At 62.1% G+C, this 19,136-nt stretch carries 12 protein-coding genes, 1 rRNA gene and 1 pseudogene; 7 read left to right on the forward strand and 7 right to left on the reverse strand.

Annotated elements, in window-relative coordinates; translation table 11 throughout:
* Window positions 1–75: ribosomal RNA gene (gene rrf / locus B0E55_RS32575) — 5S ribosomal RNA — on the forward strand; the annotation flags it as partial.
* Between the two features lie 295 nt (window positions 76–370).
* Here rrf and pdxR read toward each other — a convergent pair.
* A complete protein-coding gene (gene pdxR / locus B0E55_RS00005) occupies window positions 371–1,762 on the reverse strand; it encodes a MocR-like pyridoxine biosynthesis transcription factor PdxR (RefSeq protein ID WP_198538378.1) in 1,392 nt (463 codons plus the stop codon).
* Window positions 1,763–1,811: 49 nt separating this feature from the next.
* Here pdxR and B0E55_RS00010 point away from each other — a divergent pair, with 49 nt between their 5' ends.
* From B0E55_RS00010 to B0E55_RS00025, 4 genes are all read left to right on the forward strand, one after another.
* Window positions 1,812–2,270: a carboxymuconolactone decarboxylase family protein gene (locus B0E55_RS00010; protein WP_020905998.1), complete on the forward strand. Its 459-nt coding sequence runs from the start codon at window positions 1,812–1,814 to the stop codon at window positions 2,268–2,270.
* A 620-nt stretch (window positions 2,271–2,890) separates the two neighbouring features.
* On the forward strand, window positions 2,891–4,339 hold the full coding sequence (locus tag B0E55_RS00015; protein ID WP_241895975.1) for a thioester domain-containing protein: 1,449 nt from the start codon (window positions 2,891–2,893) through the stop codon (window positions 4,337–4,339).
* Between the two features lie 127 nt (window positions 4,340–4,466).
* Window positions 4,467–5,165: a class F sortase gene (locus tag B0E55_RS00020; protein WP_070387124.1), complete on the forward strand. Its 699-nt coding sequence runs from the start codon at window positions 4,467–4,469 to the stop codon at window positions 5,163–5,165.
* Between the two features lie 77 nt (window positions 5,166–5,242).
* Window positions 5,243–6,040, forward strand: coding sequence for an SDR family NAD(P)-dependent oxidoreductase (locus B0E55_RS00025; protein ID WP_020906001.1), 798 nt, complete (start codon window positions 5,243–5,245; stop codon window positions 6,038–6,040).
* A gap of 14 nt (window positions 6,041–6,054) precedes the next feature.
* On the opposite strand, the gene B0E55_RS00030 is transcribed toward B0E55_RS00025, so the two are convergent.
* Window positions 6,055–7,176 carry a GGDEF domain-containing protein gene (locus B0E55_RS00030; protein ID WP_019746669.1) on the reverse strand — a complete coding sequence of 374 codons (1,122 nt, stop codon included), beginning with the start codon at window positions 7,174–7,176 and terminating at the stop codon, window positions 6,055–6,057.
* A gap of 175 nt (window positions 7,177–7,351) precedes the next feature.
* On the opposite strand from B0E55_RS00030, the gene B0E55_RS00035 reads away from it, so the two are divergent.
* Both B0E55_RS00035 and B0E55_RS00040 read left to right on the forward strand, forming a co-directional pair.
* A complete protein-coding gene (locus B0E55_RS00035) occupies window positions 7,352–7,996 on the forward strand; it encodes a GntR family transcriptional regulator (RefSeq protein ID WP_021342704.1) in 645 nt (214 codons plus the stop codon).
* Window positions 7,996–9,270 (forward strand): MFS transporter, encoded by a 1,275-nt coding sequence (locus tag B0E55_RS00040; protein ID WP_080908853.1) that lies wholly within the window; start codon window positions 7,996–7,998, stop codon window positions 9,268–9,270. Before B0E55_RS00035 ends, B0E55_RS00040 begins: the two co-directional genes overlap by 1 nt.
* 49 nt (window positions 9,271–9,319) lie before the next feature.
* Here the strand turns inward: B0E55_RS00040 and B0E55_RS00045 are convergent, their stop codons facing one another.
* The 5 genes and pseudogenes from B0E55_RS00045 to B0E55_RS00065 all read right to left on the reverse strand — a co-directional run bounded on the left by B0E55_RS00045 (window position 9,320) and on the right by B0E55_RS00065 (window position 18,748).
* Entirely contained in the window at window positions 9,320–10,891 is a 1,572-nt protein-coding gene (locus B0E55_RS00045) for a flotillin family protein (RefSeq protein WP_020906004.1), read from the reverse strand.
* 11 nt (window positions 10,892–10,902) lie between these two features.
* A pseudogene (locus tag B0E55_RS00050) lies at window positions 10,903–11,417 on the reverse strand (hypothetical protein).
* 148 nt (window positions 11,418–11,565) lie between these two features.
* Window positions 11,566–12,867, reverse strand: coding sequence for a M1 family metallopeptidase (locus B0E55_RS00055; protein ID WP_044480251.1), 1,302 nt, complete (start codon window positions 12,865–12,867; stop codon window positions 11,566–11,568).
* 11 nt (window positions 12,868–12,878) lie between these two features.
* Entirely contained in the window at window positions 12,879–16,772 is a 3,894-nt protein-coding gene (locus B0E55_RS00060) for a Pls/PosA family non-ribosomal peptide synthetase (RefSeq protein WP_003941141.1), read from the reverse strand.
* 122 nt (window positions 16,773–16,894) lie between these two features.
* The gene (locus tag B0E55_RS00065; RefSeq protein ID WP_007727149.1) at window positions 16,895–18,748 is read right to left on the reverse strand and encodes a BCCT family transporter; all 1,854 of its coding nucleotides are present in this window, start codon (window positions 18,746–18,748) and stop codon (window positions 16,895–16,897) included.
* Between the last annotated feature and the right edge of the window lie 388 nt (window positions 18,749–19,136).

Below are 19,136 nucleotides of genomic sequence, written 5' to 3' on the forward strand. Positions count from 1 at the left end.
AACCCGGAAGCTAAGCCCTTCAGCGCCGATGGTACTGCACTCGACAGGGTGTGGGAGAGTAGGACACCGCCGAACACAACTTGAGAAGCCCCCCAACCAGTGATGGTTGGGGGGCTTTCTCGTACCCAAAACACCCCCCAAAAACCACCCCCCGGATCGAGCGAACGGTACTTTCGTCGCCTCAGATCGACCGAACGTACCGTTCACACCATCAAGGGGCGGGCGCACGGCCGGCTCACCACCCCGTCCGGGATCGAGTGAACGACACTCTCACCGCCTCCAACGAGATGAACGGTACGTTCACTCCATCAGGGCAGGGCAGGGCAGGGCAGGGCAGGGCAGGTGAGCGGATGGGTAGATCCGACAGGCGTTATCGCAGAGCCGCCTGCAACACCTCGCAGAGCACATCCAGCGTTCTGGAGTACTGCGACTGCGTCGGCGTGCTGTAACCGACGACGATGCCGTCACCGCCGACTGACGATACGTCGGGATGTCGGAAGACGGACAACCCTTCGAGCCCGAGATCGCGCGCCTGCGCCGCCGCAAGAACAGATTGTTCGGTGCCGGAGGGAAGGCGGATCACAGCGTGAAGACCCGCGGAGATCCCCGCGACCCTGACCCGGGGTACTTGCTGTGCAAGGGTCGCAACCAGTTGATCGCGTCGTCGTCGATAAGAGGTACGCATCTTTCGAATATGGCTGTCGAATCTTCCGGATTCAATGAAGTCTGCCAAGGTCAATTGATCCGTTGAACTTACCCAGCGTTCGTAGGGTCCCTTTGTTGCGAGGACGGGTTCGATCAGCCTGTCCGGCAACACCATCCATCCGATGCGAATGGCCGGCGACAGTGTCTTGCTGACAGTGCCCAGGTACGCAACGTGCTGCGGCGCGATTCCTTGGAGTGCGCCGACAGGCTTTCTGTCGTAACGGAATTCGCCGTCGTAGTCATCCTCGATGATGACGCCACCGGTAGTCGAGGCCCATTCGAGAGCGGTCGCGCGCCTCGCCGGCGTGAGGGGACCTCCGAGAGGGAACTGATGGGTCGGCGTCAGCAGAACACTCTCAGCAGACGTTGACGCCAATTCGTCTGTGCAAGTCCCTGATTCGTCGACTGAAATGGGAATTGTCAGCAGTCCTTCGTCGACGAGTAACTGTCGGTGCAGGTGAAGGCAGAAAGCATCGACCGCAATCGTTCCTCCGAGTGCACGGGCGAGGAGGGAGATCCCGTGACCCGAGCTGGCACTGATCACAATGCGGCTCGGATCGACGCGAACGCCTCTGGTGCGGCTCAGGTATGTGGTGAGGGCGTTTCGGAGTTCGACTCGGCCTCTGGGATCAGTGGTCGCGAAAGCGTCGGTCGGCGCGGTGGTCAAAGCACGTCTGGCGGACGAAATCCATGCAGTGCGGGGAAACGCCGAAGCGTCCGGTGATCCGGGGAGAAGGCTGTAGGTCAAGCGCCGTCGGGTCGGTGATGGATCGACCTCGCGACTGTGTGTGCTGGCGAGCGTGGCGACCACGGTTCCGGAACCCGGCCGCGTGACAAGCCATCCCGCGGCGGCGAGCTCGGCATAGCAGTCCGCAACGGTGTTTCGGGCAACTCCGAGGTCGAGTGCGAGGGTGCGGGAAGGTGGGAGTCTGGTGCCGGGCTTCAACAGTCCACTGTCGATCGCGTCGCGAAGCGTCTGAAGCAGCGCAGCGCGAACCCCGATTCCCTGTGGCAGCTCGATATGCAGATCGAACCCAAGATTGGCCCATGAATTCATCACCGGATTGAACCATGATTCGGGGTCTTTTCGGGATTACGGTTTGAGTATGACTACAACAACAGGCCAACGACTGGATATCGCAAAGCTGGCGCCCGAGGTCTACAAGGCGATGATTGCGTTGGATGCCGCTGCGCGCAAGGGACTGGAGCCGACGCTCGTCGAGCTGGTCCTCACGCGTGCGTCGCAGCTGAATCATTGCGCGTGGTGCCTGGACATGCACACTCGCGACGCCCGAAAGGTCGGCGTGACGGAGCAGAAGCTCTACCTACTGAACGCGTGGGAAGAAGCGCGAGGGATGTACTCCGATCGCGAACGCGCCGCACTCGCCTTGACCGAGGCCGTGACAGTCCTTACCGACGGTTTCGTTCCGGACGAGGTGTACAGCGAGGCGGCCGGCGAATTCTCGGAGGAGGAACTGGCCCAGCTCATCAGCGTCATCTTCACGATCAATGCGTGGAATCGCATTGCGGTTACCACAAGGAAGGCGCCTCCGGTCCGAGACTGATCCGAGGCTCGTACTCCGCTCTCTGTCGGGGGCAGATTGCCGCCGTCGAAGATCTGGGTAATCGACACAAAGAGGACCAAAAGATTGGTTAAGACTGTGAACAAAACCAACAGATTCTCTAAATGTGAGGCAAATCACATTTAGGGAATCGGTGGATTGTTCCGAGTATCTGCAAGTTGTCTGAATCCAGACAAAGCAGTCTCGGTTGGAAGTTCCGGTGAAGGGGTCCGCATTGCGGACCCCTTCTTTTGTGTGCGCGCTGAAAACGCCCCTTGCTGTGAGTTTCCCCAGAATGTCCGAGTTACCGACCGGCTAGCGTCGGAGGAATGCCGGGAACGCCCCGGTTACGTGAGCCGATTTTGAGTTGATCGCGATAGTTGTGCGGTTGGACAAAGGTGCAGTCATCTTGTTGGCTAACTCGTCGTCCGGAGGTTCAAGCTGCGTACGGGGGCTCGACGATCGGGTGGACTTTCTTGAAACATGCACTACATTGCCATCTAGTAACTGGCTGGTTGCCAAAAGCGATCAGCCGATCCTCTCGGAAGTGAGCGCTGGGTGGCGTGGCCTTGGGAATCCAAGCAACCTTCCCGCTACCGAAATGTCTTGAAAGGGAAGCTTTGATGACTGTGTCTGGTTCACGGCGTAGGCCGCTTGTTCTCCGGCTCTCGCTAACTGCAGCTATTGCCGTAACGGTGGCCGGTAGTAGCGTTGCTTTTGCTTCACCAGCTGTGTCCGCGCCGATGCCGGTGCGAACCGCGGCTGCTCCGGCGTTCACCGCCGGGTTGTGTGAGGGCACCGAGTACACGCCCTCAGAGCAGATGCTCGACATCTCCGGCATTCGGCTGGATCACTTCAACGACGGCAACATCGTGCCGATGTACGGCACCACCGATCGGGGTACATCGGCCGCGGTGGATGCTCCGGTCTGCGGTGTCCGCGACGTCGACGGAATTGCGAAGTCGGAATGGATGTACTGCACGGACTTCGATCTCGATCCATGTGCCGGCGTCGACGAAAACGGTTTGCCCGTGGACAAGCACAACGACGAGATGGGTGCGACGGTTCCGTCATCGGGCAATCCCGATCTGTCAGCCGACGATCGCGCTGTCATCAGTTGGTTGCTGCAGAATCCCGCCAAGCTCGACGGCGTCGTTTCGGGAAATGGCAGTGAGGATGCGCGTTCGGCGCGGCAGACGCTGGTGTGGTGCGTTTCGGACTACGACAATCCGCTGATGGCCGATTTCAAAAGCCTGTGCGACAGGAACATCGGCGACGACGAGCGAGCTCGCATCGTCGAGATCATGAACGTCACGCAGACGCTCGACCTCGTTCGTAAGACACCCGCGACGGGAACTCTGAAGGCCGGCGAGACTGCCGTGTTCACCCTGAACACGAATATGTACCGGAAGCCGATCAATGTTCAGTCCTCGGCGGGCACCGAACTCACCGTCTGTGGCGACAACGCCAAGGCAACGTTGAGCGCAAACCAATTGACGGTCGACGGCCGCGGCGACGCACCGACTGCCGTGGATCTGTGCCTCACCACTGCGGACAGCGGTGACTACTCCGTGACCGCAAGCGTCATTCCGGATTCGGTCGAGAACCTGCACTGGAACACGGCAGGCGCACAGTGCCAGATCTTCGCGTCGTTCGACACCGTTCGGCCGGCGTTGATGAATGCGTCTGCCAGCGTCGGATATGCAGCAGCGCCCACGACGACACCCGCAACGACGACACCGGCAACAACGACACCGGCAACCACGACGCCTGCAACTCCGGTCGTTCCGATTGTGCCCATCGTGCCGATTGTTCCGATCGTGCCCATCGTGCCGATTGTGCCGGTCGTGCCCGTAGTTCCGGGTGCGCCTGTTCCGTCGCAGCCGGTTGCAACTCCCGCTGCTCCGGCGCCGTCGGCTCCGAAGCAGGCCACCGGACCTCGCCCGGTTGCCATCGACGGTGGTGCCGCTGAACAGAATTCAGGCCGCAATGTTGCCGTCGCAGTGACGGGCCTCGGGCTTGTCGGTATGGCTGCTGCCGGAGCAGTTGCTCTCCGCCGCAAGCGTTCCTGACGCCAGGCAGATGTAGTAGACGTCGGCACCGGTCACGATTCGTGTGATCGGTGCCGACACAGATCAGACGCAGGGGGTCAATTCGCAAGAGGCGCCGGGGGTGCCTCATCCCGCAGGAGACAGTTCGATGACCATGTACGAGTCGGATCCCAATCCATCCAATCCATACGACGATTCCAACCGCGATCAGCCCGCGAACATCGGCAAGGGGCGTCGTGTCGCGTTCATCCTGGCCCTCGTCGCGTTGCTTGTCGCCGGTGCTTCCATGGCTTTCGTCGGCCTGCGATCCTCCGATGACGATGCTGCGATTCCGCCGAGTCCGGGAGTTGTCATGTCGCACTCTGCGAATCCGGCGGCGCCTTCGGATGAGTTGATGGCTCCCAATACCCTTTCGCTCGATCCGGTCGGTGTTCAGGCGCCGATCGTGGACGCCACCGTGCCGGAAGGAGTTCTCACTCCGCCGGAGAACGTCAAGAACGTCGGAATCTGGCTCGACGGTGCCTCGCTCAACTCGGTCACCGGCACGACTTTGATTGCCGGGCATGTCAATTTGACCGGCCAGGGTAACGGTGCGCTGTTCGACCTGGGCACGATCGAACCGGGTGAAGTGATCCGTACATCCGACGCGACGGGCAAGAGCACGTCGTGGAAGGTGACTGCGGTGACGACGCGCCCGAAGGCCGATGGCGTGGAGGAAAGCGTGCTGGCCGGCCCGGAGGGCCCTCGCAAGTTGGCAGTCGTAACCTGCGGCGGCGAACTGCAATTCGAGGACGGTGTGGGTAACTACGCCGACAACGTCTACCTGTACGCGGATCTGATGGTCTGAGACACAGAAACAATCCAGTCGGTCCCCGATCCCTCTTCGTAGAGATCGGGGATCGCCTGTTGGATAGTGTCGCAGGTATGGATCTTCACCTGTCTGGAAAGCGTGCGATCGTTGCCGGTGGTAGCAAGGGGATCGGTCTGGCAATCGCCAGAGGTCTGGCCGCTGAAGGGGTCGACATCGCGATACTCGCGCGCACTGAGCAAACGGTCGTGGATGTTGCCCGAGATTTGGCTTCGGAGTTCGGAATTCGTGCGACCGGAGTCGTGACGGACACACGAGACGACGACGCAGTTCAAGCGTCGGTGCGGCAAGTAGTAGAGGAGTTCGGCGGCGTCGACATTCTGGTCAACTCCGCAGCGACTCCGTTCAGCGCCGGAAAGCCGACGGATTTCGAGGCGACCACAGACGACGTCGTGCGCGACGAAGTCGAAGTGAAAGTGCTCGGCTACCTGCGCACTGCGCGTGCTGTAGCGCCGTATCTGATCGATCAGGGTTGGGGTCGGATCATCAACATCAGCGGTTTGGGTGCCAGACAGGCAACCTCGATCGCCCACACGATCCGCAACGTCAGTGTGTCTGCGCTGACCAAGAATCTTGCAGACGAGCTGGGCCCCAAGGGAATCAACGTCACCGTCGTCCATCCGGGCGTGACGCGGACCGAGAGGTTGACCGCGCGGATTGCGCGCGAGTCGGAAGAATCCGGCCGCTCGCAGGCGGAGGTGGAGCGGGGTATCGCGACGAATTCGATACACCGGATCATCGACGCCGAAGAGGTGGCTGACGTCGTGACCTTCCTGGCATCGCCGCGAAGCATCGCGATCACCGGTGACGCGGTGGCAGCGGGTGGAGGAGTGCCGGGGCCGGTCTATTACTGAGAACTCACGTACTGCTACCTGCTCGCGGTGGTGACGATCGTGTGAACACGTCCGCCGCCGAGTCTCTTGCTTTCGTACATCGCCGAATCGGCGACTTTCTGCATGTCGGTGAACGCTGTTGCACGCTCTTCTCCGGCGACGAATTTGTGGGTACGCACGGCGATTCCGATGCTCGATGTCGACGGTATCTCGTCGGTATTCGAGTGCATTGCCGGTCCGATCGAGTCGAGCATCGGGCCGATGGCCGGCACGGAAAGTCTTTGAGCGAGGATGAATTCGTCGCCGCCGACCCGTGCGACAACAGCATCGGCATGTGCCCAGGCGGACAACCGCTGTGAAACCCGGAGAATTATGCGGTCGCCCACGTCGTGACCGTGTACGTCATTGATCGTCTTGAACCGGTCGATGTCGATCGCGATCACGAGTAGTGCCGCCGATTCCTGACGCTGGAACTCCGCGAGTACCTTCTCGACGTGGCGGTCGAGGCCACGACGGTTCAGGAGCCCGGTGAGGGGATCGAGGTCGGAGCTGGACGCGTCCATGCTGAGCATCGTCAGCACGATCTGCGAGATGAACGCACAGACCACGAGTGCGGTGACGACAACCAGCACTTTCGAAACACCGAGCGCAGGATCTCGCTCCGGCCCGAAGAGGATCGGCTGCGCAGCCACCACGATCATCACAACCGAGAAGGTCAGGTGTGCGATCTGCAACTTCGGATTGTGAAAATAGGCGATGTAGATACCGATCAGCGCGTAGATGACACAGGTAAGTAATCGCGCAAGCTGCGAGGAATCTCCAAGTACGGAAATCGTGACTGCGATGTCGCAGAAGACTACGAAACCGAACGAGCGGCGCTTTGTCGGGCCGAAGACCCACCATGAGACTCCGACCATGAAGCACGAGATCACGACAACAGTGTTGAAGAACAGCGCAATCGTGCTTGTCGGACCAGCCGGACTGAATCTGTTGAGTAGTGCGCACACGCCCAGTCCGATGACAATGATGCCAAGTAATAGCCGGGTGGCGGTCGTGAGGCCGTTGTCGCGGAGATAGCGAGTGAATCGGTCGTATTGATCGGGGAGGGCCAGCCACTCGCGGGTCAGGGTCCTCATGGACTTCATCTGCGACGTCATGAGTGCATCAGTCTGCGATGGCGGGAGCGTGCGCCGTTCATCGTGAACTGACTCCTCTTCTGTCTGGCACCTTGCAATGCTAGCTGGATCGATGCCGTGTTGGACCGAGATGTTCGGATCGGCGACCCGAATGTCTGGGTTCCGCCAGCGTGGAGTATAAATACATCTTGTGTCTATGTTGTATTCCGCTTCGGAAACCGTCTTCCGCGAAGTCAAGGAGCTGATCCTTTCCGGCGAACTCGCCGGCGGGGAGCTGATCAGCGAGGGTGACATCGCCGCTCGGACCAATGTGAGCCGAACGCCGGTGCGTGAGGCGTTTCTGCGTCTCGAGTCGGAAGGTTGGATGCGCCTCTACCCGAAGAAGGGGGCGCTGATCGTCCCGGTCGCGGATGGGGAAGCGGAACACGTAGTCAGTGCCAGACAACTCGTCGAGACTCAGAGCGTTCGAGTGGTGTCGGTCCGACCGCACGCACGTGAAACGCTTGTCGCAGCGTTGCGCGCGAATCTGATCGAGCAACGTGAGATTGCTGATCGCGGGGACGTTGCCGCGTTCAGCGCGATCGATGCCGACTTTCACAAGATGATCGTTGCCGCCGGTGGGAACCCTTTGCTCGACTCGTTCTACGCGAGTCTGCGCGACAGGCAACGACGGATGACAGCGCGGTCGATCTCACGCGACCCCGGCCAACTGTCTCGCATCCTTGCCGACCACACCGCGCTTACCGACCTCGTCGAAACAGGCGATGCAGACGGATACAACACTGCCGTCCTCACACACATGCGCCAGGTGCACGGCCTCGGCTTCGAAGGAACTCTGTGATGAGCACCCAAACGATAGACGCTGGGACCGCAGCCGAACGTCGTCCAGGCAGTGAACGTGGCACCGCCGGAAAATGGCTGTGGCTGACCGTTGCCGCCAGCATGTTCGCCGCGGCCTGGGGCGGCAACGAATTCACGCCACTGCTGGTGATGTACCGACTCGATCACGGCTATTCGCCGGTGATGGTCGACTTCTTCCTCTTCGCCTACGTCGTCGGAATTGTGCCGGCCCTGCTGCTCGGCGGCCCGCTGTCCGATCGATTGGGTCGACGCCCGATCATGCTCCCCGCGCCGATAATCGCGATCGCCGGTTCGACGCTGCTCGCTTTCGGGGCCGACTCCGCTGCCGCTCTCATTCTGGGAAGAATCCTCTGCGGCATCGCCTTGGGGATCGGTATGGCCGTCGGCGGCTCCTGGGTCAAGGAGTTGTCCACGCAACCTTGGGATTCGACGGCGTCGGAAGGCGCAGGTGCTCGGCGAGCGGCGATGAGTCTGACCGCTGGCTTCGCCTTGGGGGCGGGTGCCGCGGGAATCTTGGCGCAGTGGGCGCCCATGCCGAGTGTGTTGGCGTACGTCCTGCACATCGCGATCACCGTCCTCGCCGCCATCGCGCTGTGGCGTGCTCCCGAAACACGACCGGCACAGGCGAAATCCGACCGTCGCAGGTTGATCGACGACCTCAAGATCCCTTCGGCAGGTCATCGTAGATTCCTCTACGTTGTTGTTCCGTTGGCGCCGTGGGTGTTCGGTGCTGCCAGTGTCGCGTATGCAGTTATTCCGGCACTCATGACCGGGCACAGTGGCGATGCGCCCGTGGCCTTTTCGGCTCTACTGTGCATGGTCGCGCTGACATGCGGATTCGCGATTCAGTCGTTGGGGCGCAAGATCGACACCGACCGCAGTGCTCGTGGCGCCGTTGTGGCTCTGGTGTTTCTGGTCGTCGGTATGGCCGGCGCTGCTCTGGTTGCGTCGACGCTGACCGTGGCGATCGCGATCGTGGCTGCAGCGATCCTCGGTTGCGGGTACGGCATGGCATTGGTTTCCGGGTTGCTGGAGATCCAGCGAATCGCGGGGCCGGACGATCTGGCAGGACTGACCGCGGTGTTCTACTCGATCACCTACATCGGTTTTGCTGTGCCTGCGTTGCTGGCGATGCTGTCGGAAAGCATTCCGGCGCTGAGCTACACGGTGACTCTTCTGTTCGGATCAGCCGCCGCCGCTGCCTGCTTGATTCTGATTCTCTTCAAGTCGCGTTCACATCTTCCGAGCGCGTGATGCCGTCCGGTCCGCCGACCCCTGCGAGAGTCGGCGGACCGGGGCGAAATCACGCGTCTACAGTTGCGGAACCGTTTTCCGAATTGTGGACCGAATTGTGTACCGAACCAACCGGAACCGATGCGGTCTTGTTCAGGCCGTTGAGCAATCCGGTGATATCGACGCCTGAGCTTTCGAGAGTTTCGATGACGCCGGCGATCACCTGGGGGCTGATGCCCAGGATCGAGCCGATCGAACCCTGGGCCCCATCACTGCCGCCGACGATGGAGATGCGGTCGATGTCGCCGACCGGCTTCGCCGCCGCTGCGGTGGCGTCGACCAACGCCGCCAGAACATCGGGCAGAGTGAGCAACTGCGCGGCCTGCGGGGTGTAGGAATTGAGCGCCTCGGCGATCTGACGCTTACCGGCAGCTTCGGCTTCGAGCTTGGCGCGCAAACCATCCGCCTCGGCTTGTTGCTCGGCACGAACCGCGTCTGCCGCTACCTTGCGGCCGTCGGCTTCGGCTTCCAGACGTGCTCGAAGGCCGTCGGCATCAGCCTGTTGTTCCGAGCGAACGGCGTCGGCGACGAGCTTTCGTGCATCGGCCTGAGCGCCGCCGGCCTGCCTTGCTGACTCGGCCTGTGCCTGGGCGCGGAGGATCGCGGCCTGTCGCTCACCCTCTGCGCGTGCGATGGAGGCTTGGCGTTCGGCCTCGGCCGGTGCAATGACATCTGCCTGCAATGCCGCTTCCGATTGCTGGGCGCGACGACGCTCGACCTCGGTGCGAGCTTCGACGCGGGCCGCCTCGGCCTGCTCACGTGCGATGCCGACGGCCTTCTCGGCTGTTGCCTGCGCGAGAGGTCCGGCCTGGTCGGCTTCTGCGTTCTCGGCTTCGGTCTGTGCTCGCAGGCGAGCGAGTTCGACGTCGCGCTTCTGATTTGCACTCGCGATCGCGGTGTCGGCCTCGGCCTGTGCGACCGAACCTGCCTGTCGCGCCTTTGCCGACTGGATCTGCGAATCACGCTCTGCTTCAGCAGTTCCGATCGCGGCATCACGTTTGACCTCGGCGATGCGGCGCTGACCGAGCGATTCGAGATAGCCGTTGAAGTCGGAGATTCCCGCGATCTTGATGACATCGACTTCCATGCCGATGCGGGCGAGGTCGCCGCCTGCCTCCTCGACCACGCTGCGAGCGAGCGAATCGCGATTGGAGTTCAGATCCTCGACCGTCATGGTCGCGGTGATTCCGCGCAGGCTGCCTGCGAGGATTTCGTTGATCTGCTGCTGGAGCTCGTCCAGGTCGGAAGTCAGGAATCGTTGCACCGCTGTCTGAACCGCTTCGTCGGCGGAACCGATTCGCACCAGGCCGACTGCCTCGACGTTGACCGGAACACCGTCGTTGGAGAGCGCATTCTTGAGATTGATGCTGACGTTGAACGGCTCGAGCGACATGATGTCGACGCGTTCGATTCCGGGAATCTTGAATCGGGCTCCGCCGCGGACGACTTTCGGCTTGCCTCGTCCGGTGAAGACCGCCACTTCGTTCGGCGGGACCTTGACGTAGTTCTTCACGTAGATCGCGGGGAGAACGATGAAGATGATTACTGCGACTACAACCGCAATGATGATGATTGGCAGCATGTATCGAGTCCTTAGATCGCGTCGTCAACCGTGACGACGTGAAGGTATTGATCGTCTACATCGGCGATGTAGACGGTGGTGCCGGTGGTGAGCGCCATCGGCTGTGCACTGACGGCCTTGGCCTGGACGCGATTGCCTTCGGCGTCGACGAACGAGACTTCTCCCAACCTTCGGCTGCGATGGTGAGGGTGACCGTGCCCAACAGTCCGTGGTATGAATTGCGCCCGATGTGCGAATTATCTTGTTGTTTAAGGAGATAGGGGAGAAGAAGGCCGCGCGTGACGACAACGAGAACGGCGGCGAGTGCGAGTGCTGCAATCACCGCTACCAACGTCGGAGCGTCCGCGAGAGTGGCAGCTACGCCGCCGGCGCCGAAGCCGAAAAGTGCTGTGGCCAAAGTTGTCAGGCTCAGAAATGGCAGCCCGTCTGCGTGGCCGCCGCCCAGATCTGCAACCTCGCCGACGGCAAAGGCTCCGATCAGGGCGACGACCCCGATCACGAAACATATTGTGAATACAACAAACATCGATCCCCCGATCTACCTGTCGAGGAAGCGTGCCCTGAGAATTGTGTTGTCGGGGTCGTCCCTCGGCCCACCTCTATAGTAAAGGTAAGACAAAGCTAATCGGCGCATTCGGAATGTTTCGGCGTGGTGCTACGGCTGGGGGAAAGCGTCAAAGCCGAGGTAGCGGGCGTTGATTCAGCCAAGCATCCCAGAGAGGGCGCAGTGGGGTGTCGGTGAAACGTGAAGCGAGATCGGTGAATTGCTCGGTGCTGACCGTGCTGTGCCGATGCTTCGTAGTCCACTGGCGAATCAGTTCGAAGAACTTCTCGTCTCCGAGAACGCCGCGCAGGGCGTGCAGAGTCAACGCGCCCCGCTTGTAGATTCGATCGTCGAACATCAGGGCAGGCCCGGGATTGGCGACGATCAAGTCCTGAGATTTACGCCCGAGCCCTTGATAGGCGTTGGTCGCGAGTTGGTTCGAGGATGGGCCACCGGAATTCTCGGACCAGATCCACTCCGCGTAACAGGCAAAGCCTTCGTGTAGCCAGATGTCGCACCACTGCCCGAGAGTGAGGCTGTTGCCGAACCATTGATGGGCAAGCTCGTGTGCGACAAGACGTTCGGAACCGCGCCTACCCGTGCAGTGGTTGGCTCCGAAGATCGAGAGTCCCTGCGCTTCGATGGGGATTTCGAGTTCGTCGTCGGTGACCACAGCGGTGTAGTCGGCAAAGGGATACGGGCCGAACAGCTTTCCGAATACCTCCAGCATCTGGGGTTGGCGCCCGAAGTCGACGTCGAACGCTGCGCGCAGCCGAGGTGGGTGAACGGCGAAGACCGGTACCGGCCCGGCGCTCACTTGTCGGTGCTCGTACTGACCGATCTGAATCGTCGCCAGGTAGGTTGCCATCGGTTCGGTCTGCTCGTAGACCCACGTCGTCTGACTCGCACGGGTCTGCTTGCGGATCAGCTTGCCGTTGGCGAGGGCATAGAACGGGGAATCGGTGGTGATCGAGATGCGGTACGACGCTTTGGAAATCGGATGGTCGTCGCACGGGAACCAGGACGCCGCGCCGTTGGGCTGACTTGCGACCAAAGTTCCTTCGTCGAGTTCCTCCCAGCCGACTTCGCCCCACAGGCTCTTGATCGGCTCGGGGTTGCCGCTGTACGCGATGGTGACCGACAGGGCACCGCCCGCGGGGATCTTGGTAGACGGCGTGAGGATCAGCTTGTTGTTCAAGTGCGCGTACTTGGTGCCGCGGGCACCGTTGACGGACACCTTGGACACCTGCAGGTTCTGCGCGAGGTCGAAGCTGAACTTGGATCGGCTCTCGGTGGTGACAGCGGTGATGACTGCCTTGCCGGCGAGACGGTTACTGAAGACCTTGTACGTCAGTTCCAGTTCGTACCGAGACACGCGGTAACCGCGGTTGCCGTTGTGTGGCAGGTACGGATCGAGCGGCTCTTCGAGCATTCTGTTCGGCTTCACGACGCCACCCACGGTGCAATCGGATTGCCCTGCCAGCGGGTGGAGGGCGGAACGGTGTCACCTCGCATCACCAGAGATGCAGGCCCTACCGTCGCTCCCGCGCCGATCCCGGCTGCGGGTAGCGCGACACAATGCGGTCCCAGCGTTGCTCCTGCTCCCAAGGTGACGGTGTCCATGGACATGATCCGATCATGGAAGAGATGAGTTTGCACGACGCACCCCCGTTCCACTGTCGCTCCGTCGCCCAAAGTCACAAGATCTGCCTCGGGTAGCCAGTACGACTCACACCAAACGCCCTTGCCGATCTTGGCCCCGAGCCCACGCAAGAAGATATTCAGTACGGCAGTACCAGTCGCCGCGCGAGCGAACCACGGCGCCGCGACGGTTTCGACGAACGCGTCGGCGACCTCGTTGCGCCAGACGAACGAACTCCACAGCGGATGCTCGACCTTTGCGATGCGTCCGACGACGATCCACTTGGCGGCGATGGTGATGGCGCCAGCCACTGCTCCGGCAACGAGCAGAATTACGCCGCTCAACAGAGCCGCGAACCAGAATCCGACGGCGCCGACCAGTGCTTCGAGTGCAAACAGAACGCCGAGACCGATGCCGAACGTGACCATCACGGGGATCAGTCGGCAGGTTTCGACCACTCCGCGGGCGATCTTGAGTCGCATCGGCGGATTGAACGTGCGGGCGGCGTCGGTGTCCCCGGCAGCCCTTCTCAGACGTACCGGTGGACTACCCAGCCACGATGATCCGGACTTGGCCTTGGACGGGGTGGCCGACAGAACCGCCACGAGACCGTTCTTGGGGACGCGTCGACCGGGTGCGGTCATACCGGAGTTGCCGAGGAACGCACGCTTGCCGATCTTCGCCTGTTCGATGTGCATCCAGCCGCCGCCGAGGCCGTAGCTCGCAACCATGGTGTCGTCGGCGAGGAATGCGCCGTCGGCGACCGTCGTGAACTTGGGAAGGAGGAGCACGGTGGATGCTTCGACGTTCTTGCCGATCTTGGCGCCGAGGAGGCGGAGCCATCCCGGCGTCAGCAGGCTCGCGTAGAGCGGGAAGAGGAAGGTTCTGGCCGAGTCGAGCAGGCGTTCGGTCGCCCACACCTGCCAGCCGATGCGGCTGCGGACAGGGTGGTAGCCGGGGGTCAGCCCGATCGAGAGAAGACGAACGGCCACCAGTGTGACGACTGCGAAGACGAGCAAACTCAGGATGGTCGCGACGGGAAGCATGATCAGCGATTGGAGCACTGCACTCGCGAGCGTGTCGGTGTCGCGGATCCACCAACCGATCAAGGCGATTCCGGCCATCAGAGCGAAGATCGGCATACCGGCCAGGAAGACCGAGGTGACGCCGTATACCGGCACCCAGCCGGGTGCGCGCTTCGGATGTTCGGCCGGCCAAGGATGATTCGCTTTCCCGACCTTGGTGGCGGGGGAGCCGGCCCACTGCTGGTTTGCCTTCACTCGGCCGAACACCGCAGATCCGGGTTCGACGACGGCGTCCCGACCGATACGCGCGCCGGGCAGAAGCGTCGAGCGTGAACCGACGGAAGCGCCGTCGCCGATCTTGATCTCACCGATGTGAATGACGTCGCCGTCGATCCAGTGGCCCGAGAGGTCGACTTCGGGTTCGACGGAGCAGCCGTCACCGAGTTCGAGCATGCCGGTGATGGGAGGAAGTGTGTGGAGATCGACGCCGCTGCCGATGTCGGCGCCGAGGGCGCGGGCGTAGTAGAGCATCCACGGTGCGCCCGAAAGGTTGGCTGCGCCACTGGCTTCGGTGAGTCGCAGCGCTATCCACAGACGCAGGTGTTCACTACCACCTCGCGGGTACGTTCCTGGTTCCAACTTGCGTAGGAGCAGGCGCGCCCCGACGACGGCGATGGTCATACGGCCGATCGGCGTGATGAACACGATGAACGCCAACAGGATCCACCACCACGAGACCGTGGGTGCCCAGCTGACGTCGACGAACCAGCCGAGGACGTTGTTCGCGATCGCCAGCCACGTCACCCACTGCAGTCCGGTGAGCGTCGTGAGTGGAACGGTGACGGCGATCTGCGCCAGCTGAGTTTTCAAGGGTGTTGGAGCGACGATGCGCGGCTCCACAGTTTCGGTGGGTGCCAATTCGTCGAGATATTCGGCGAGCGATCCCAACCGTGGATGGTCGTAGAGTTGTGCGACGGTCACTTCTGGGAACCGCTCGCGCAGGGCGGTCACCAACTGAGCAGCAGAGAGGGATCCGCCGCCCACTTCGAAGAAGTCGTCGTCGAGTCCAGTGATCTGGGCTCCCAGGATCGATCCCCACAGGCCGGCAACCCAGGCAGCGGTGCCGTCGAGGCCCAACGCGGCCCCGGCATCTTCACCGGCGCCGGGCAACGGCCACGGCAGCGCATTGCGGTCGACCTTGCCTGACGTACGCGTCGGAAGTTCGTCCATCAACGCCAGACGCGGCACGAGGGCTGCTGGTAGCTGCTCGCTGAGCAGTGCATGAGCGGCCTTGAGATCGAAGTCGGGATCCGTGCTGGCGATGTACCCGACGAGGAGCTGGTTGCCGGCTGCCGTCTTCTTCACGGCTGCGGCAGCGCCGCTCACGCCCGGCAGATTCTGCAAGGCGTTGTCGACCTCACCGAGTTCGATGCGCCTGCCGCCGAGCTTGACCTGATCGTCCGCGCGGCCCTGGAACATCAGGCCGGTGGTCTCGAGCCGGACCAGGTCGCCGCTTCGGTAGGCGCGTTCCCACCCGAGCGAGGGCATCGACGCGTACTTCTCGGCGTCCTTCGCGGGGTCGAGGTAACGGGCGAGGCCGACGCCGCCGATCACCAGCTCGCCCACCTCGCCGACCGCGACGGGATTGCTCTGGGCGTCGACGACGGCAAGGTCCCAGCCGTCGAGGGGGAGGCCGATGCTGACGGGGCTCTTGCCGTCCATCAGTGCGCCGCAGGCGACGACGGTTGCCTCGGTGGGGCCGTAAGTGTTCCAGACCTCGCGGCCCTCGACGGCCAGGCGCTCTGCCAGTTCGGGTGGGCAGGCTTCGCCGCCGAAGATCAGGAGTCGAACGGCTTCGAGGGCCTCGGCCGGCCACAGAGACGCAAGCGTCGGCACAGTGGAGACGATGCTGACGTCACGCGAGACCAGCCACGGGCCGAGGTCCATGCCGCTGCGAACCAGCGAACGAGGAGCCGGGACGAGGCAGGCGCCGTGGCGCCACGCGAGCCACATCTCCTCGCAGGACGCGTCGAATGCCACGGAGAGTCCCGCGAGGACGCGGTCACCAGGCCCGATGGGCTCGTCCTGGAGGAACATGCGCGCCTCGGCGTCGACGAAGGCTGCGGCATTGAGGTGAGTGACCGCGACGCCCTTGGGGGTGCCCGTGGATCCTGAGGTGAAGATGATCCAGGCGTCGTCCTCGGGTTCGGGTTCGCGAACCGGTGGATGTTCGAGCCGCTTCGGCGCCGTCCCCGGCTGGATTCCGTCGCCGGTGATGATCGCCGCTACCTGCGCCTCGCCGAACACCAACTCGGCGCGCTCTTCCGGATCGTCGGCGTCGACGGGAACGTAGGCGGCGCCCGCCGCGAGGATCGACAGGATCGCCACGTACAGCGAACGCGAACCTGACGGCATCCTGATTCCGACGCGGTCACCTGCGCCGACGCCGGCATCACCGAGCCAGCGCGCACCGAGCGCGATCTCGTCGAGCAACTCCGAGTACGACAGTGTGGTGTCGCCGTCGTCGATGGCAGGTGCTTCCGGGTTGGCCTCGGCTGAGGCCCGCACGATGTCGATGAGCGTGCGCGGCGCAGGTGCATGCGCCGACCGTAGGAATACGGACGGAATCCCGAAAGATTGTTCCGTCTCCGACTGCGACTGGAGTGGCAAACCCGTTGGTCCTGTTCTACTCACGAAACTTAGAGTCCTGCGAACTGTCGAGTTGAAAGTCTCATGACAAGTTTGCGAGTTGGTGAACAGATATGCCTAATGCAACATGCCGAACGTGCCGGTCAGTCCGTACTGGCAGCTTGCGCGTGGCCTTCTGCCGAGTCGGCGAACTCGGGTGTGTCGAACACCTCTCCGCCCAGCGGATCGACGACCTTCGATTCCTCGGAGAAGTCGACGGCGCCGGTATCCGGGTCGATGTTGACCGCATGGGCGGGAACTTCGTGGACCGCGACGAGCATGTGGGCGTCGGAGGGATCCGTCATGATTCCGCTTTGTGACGGGGTGAGCCCGGCGAAGGTCGACGAGATCTTCAGATCGCGGAGCCGCTTTTCGGTGGGTTGCGGAACGTCGGTCGAGGCCGAGGCATTTGTGGAAACCCGCAGGTAGCGTGGTGCCGACGCGACCTCGTATCGGAACGCCTTCAGCATCGACAGACATGCAAGCACCATGATGACCGAGAACGGTACAGCCGTGGCGATGGCAACGGTTTGCAGCGCCGTGAGCGATCCACTGCCACCCACGATGAGGAGAACTGCGGCCGCGGCACCGGAGAGGAACGTCCAGTAGACACGCGTGATCTTGGAGGTCTCCAAGCTGCCACCGGTCGCGAGGATGTCGATGACGATCGAGCCGGAGTCCGCGGACGTGACGAAGAAGAACACGATCACGACGATCGCGAGAACACTCGAAATCGTTCCGAGCGGAAGTCCGTCGAGAAGCGTGAACAGCGACGTGTTGGTGTCCACTGCGCCGGATGCGTCGAGCATCGTGCCCTCGTTGCGCTGACGCAGAATGCCGGAGTTACCGAAGATCGTGAACCACAACGAACCAACCAGCGTCGGGGCCAGCAGCACACCGAAGACGAATTCGCGGATGGTGCGGCCGCGTGAGATGCGCGCGATGAACATGCCGACGAACGGTGCCCAGCTCATCCACCAACCCCAGTAGAAGATGGTCCATGCGCCCTGCCAGCCGTCTTCGGCGAACGGGGACGTGCGCAGCATCAGTTCGGGCAAGGCCTGGACGTATCCGCCGAGGTTCTGCACCCACGACTGCATGAGGAACAGCGTCGGTCCCAGAATCAGGACGAACAGTGCCAGCGCGGCAGCGAGCATCATGTTGATGTTGGAGAGCCACTTGAGGCCCTTCGTGACACCGGAGACGACCGAGAAGGTCGCCATGCCCGTCACGATGACGATGATGGTGATGACCAACCAGTTGTCGGTCTCCACCCAGCCGAGGTAGTCGAGGCCGGCCGAGATCTGCTGGACACCGAAGCCCAGCGACGTCGCGACACCGAACAGCGTGCCGACGATGGCGACGACGTCGATGGCGTGGCCGATCTTTCCTTCGATGCGAGCCCGTCCGAGGAGCGGCTCGAGCAGCCAACGGATCGACAGCGGGCGACCCTTTCGGTAGGTCATGTACGCCAGACCAAGGCCGACGACGACGTAGATCGCCCATGCATGCAAGCCCCAGTGGAACAGCGTCAGTTCCATGGCTTGATTGGCTGCGGCGTCCGTGGATCCGGCGATCTGCCCGGCGACGGGTGGGGTCACGTAGTGCGAAAGTGGTTCGGCTACTCCGTAGAACACGAGCCCGATGCCCATGCCGGCGCTGAAGAGCATCGCGAACCACGAGAGCATCCCGAACTCGGGCTGCTCGTCGTCACGTCCCAATCGGATGTTGCCGATGCGGCTGATTCCGCAGTACAGAGCGAAGATCACGAAACCGGTGGCCGAGAGGATGTACCACCAGCCGACGCCGTCGCTGATCACGTTGTTGAGTGTTTCGAAAGCATCCGCGGCGGTTCCCGCGTAGATCACGGCAAAGGCGATCAGGGCAAAGATCACTATCGACGCGGGGATGAACACGGGTTTCCGTAGTTCACGCCACGCAGTTTTGACCGCAGTCATTCCACTCCTCGAACGTTCAGGCATTCACAGCGCCCATCAGGGCGGCCACGTGTCACGCGTAGGTGGGCGTTTCGCTCACACCATCGCAGGTCAAGACCGGGCTATTGCTTTGAAATTCAACGTAACGTCAAGTTTCGGTCAACTCAACTGGACGAAAGATGCTGCACTGTCGCGAAAGTTCTCACTGGATGCCGTAGTTCCGGTTGTAAATCGTTGGGTAATAGTGGCATTGGGCCATGAGTGGAATGCTGAACGGCGAATTCGATTGGTACGGTGAGTTGAATCGGTCGAGTCGACGCTCACCGATTGACCACATTTGTCAAACTCGGCGAAACAGCCTGTCTGTCAGGTGGTTAACTCCTGGCGTGCTTGCCCGATCGTGGCGGTC

The organism is Rhodococcus sp. 66b (genome assembly GCF_002076325.1).
Classification (GTDB): domain Bacteria; phylum Actinomycetota; class Actinomycetes; order Mycobacteriales; family Mycobacteriaceae; genus Rhodococcus_F; species Rhodococcus_F erythropolis.

Bases quoted from the DNA above. Each gene is read 5' to 3' on its own strand.
- pdxR (WP_198538378.1), bottom strand. From the start codon at position 1,762: ATGAATTCATGGGCCAATCTTGGGTTCGATCTGCATATCGAGCTGCCA.
- B0E55_RS00010 (WP_020905998.1), top strand. From the start codon at position 1,812: ATGACTACAACAACAGGCCAACGACTGGATATCGCAAAGCTGGCGCCC.
- B0E55_RS00015 (WP_241895975.1), top strand. From the start codon at position 2,891: ATGACTGTGTCTGGTTCACGGCGTAGGCCGCTTGTTCTCCGGCTCTCG.
- B0E55_RS00020 (WP_070387124.1), top strand. From the start codon at position 4,467: ATGACCATGTACGAGTCGGATCCCAATCCATCCAATCCATACGACGAT.
- B0E55_RS00025 (WP_020906001.1), top strand. From the start codon at position 5,243: ATGGATCTTCACCTGTCTGGAAAGCGTGCGATCGTTGCCGGTGGTAGC.
- B0E55_RS00030 (WP_019746669.1), bottom strand. From the start codon at position 7,176: ATGACGTCGCAGATGAAGTCCATGAGGACCCTGACCCGCGAGTGGCTG.
- B0E55_RS00035 (WP_021342704.1), top strand. From the start codon at position 7,352: ATGTTGTATTCCGCTTCGGAAACCGTCTTCCGCGAAGTCAAGGAGCTG.
- B0E55_RS00040 (WP_080908853.1), top strand. From the start codon at position 7,996: ATGAGCACCCAAACGATAGACGCTGGGACCGCAGCCGAACGTCGTCCA.
- B0E55_RS00045 (WP_020906004.1), bottom strand. From the start codon at position 10,891: ATGCTGCCAATCATCATCATTGCGGTTGTAGTCGCAGTAATCATCTTC.
- B0E55_RS00055 (WP_044480251.1), bottom strand. From the start codon at position 12,867: ATGCTCGAAGAGCCGCTCGATCCGTACCTGCCACACAACGGCAACCGC.
- B0E55_RS00065 (WP_007727149.1), bottom strand. From the start codon at position 18,748: ATGACTGCGGTCAAAACTGCGTGGCGTGAACTACGGAAACCCGTGTTC.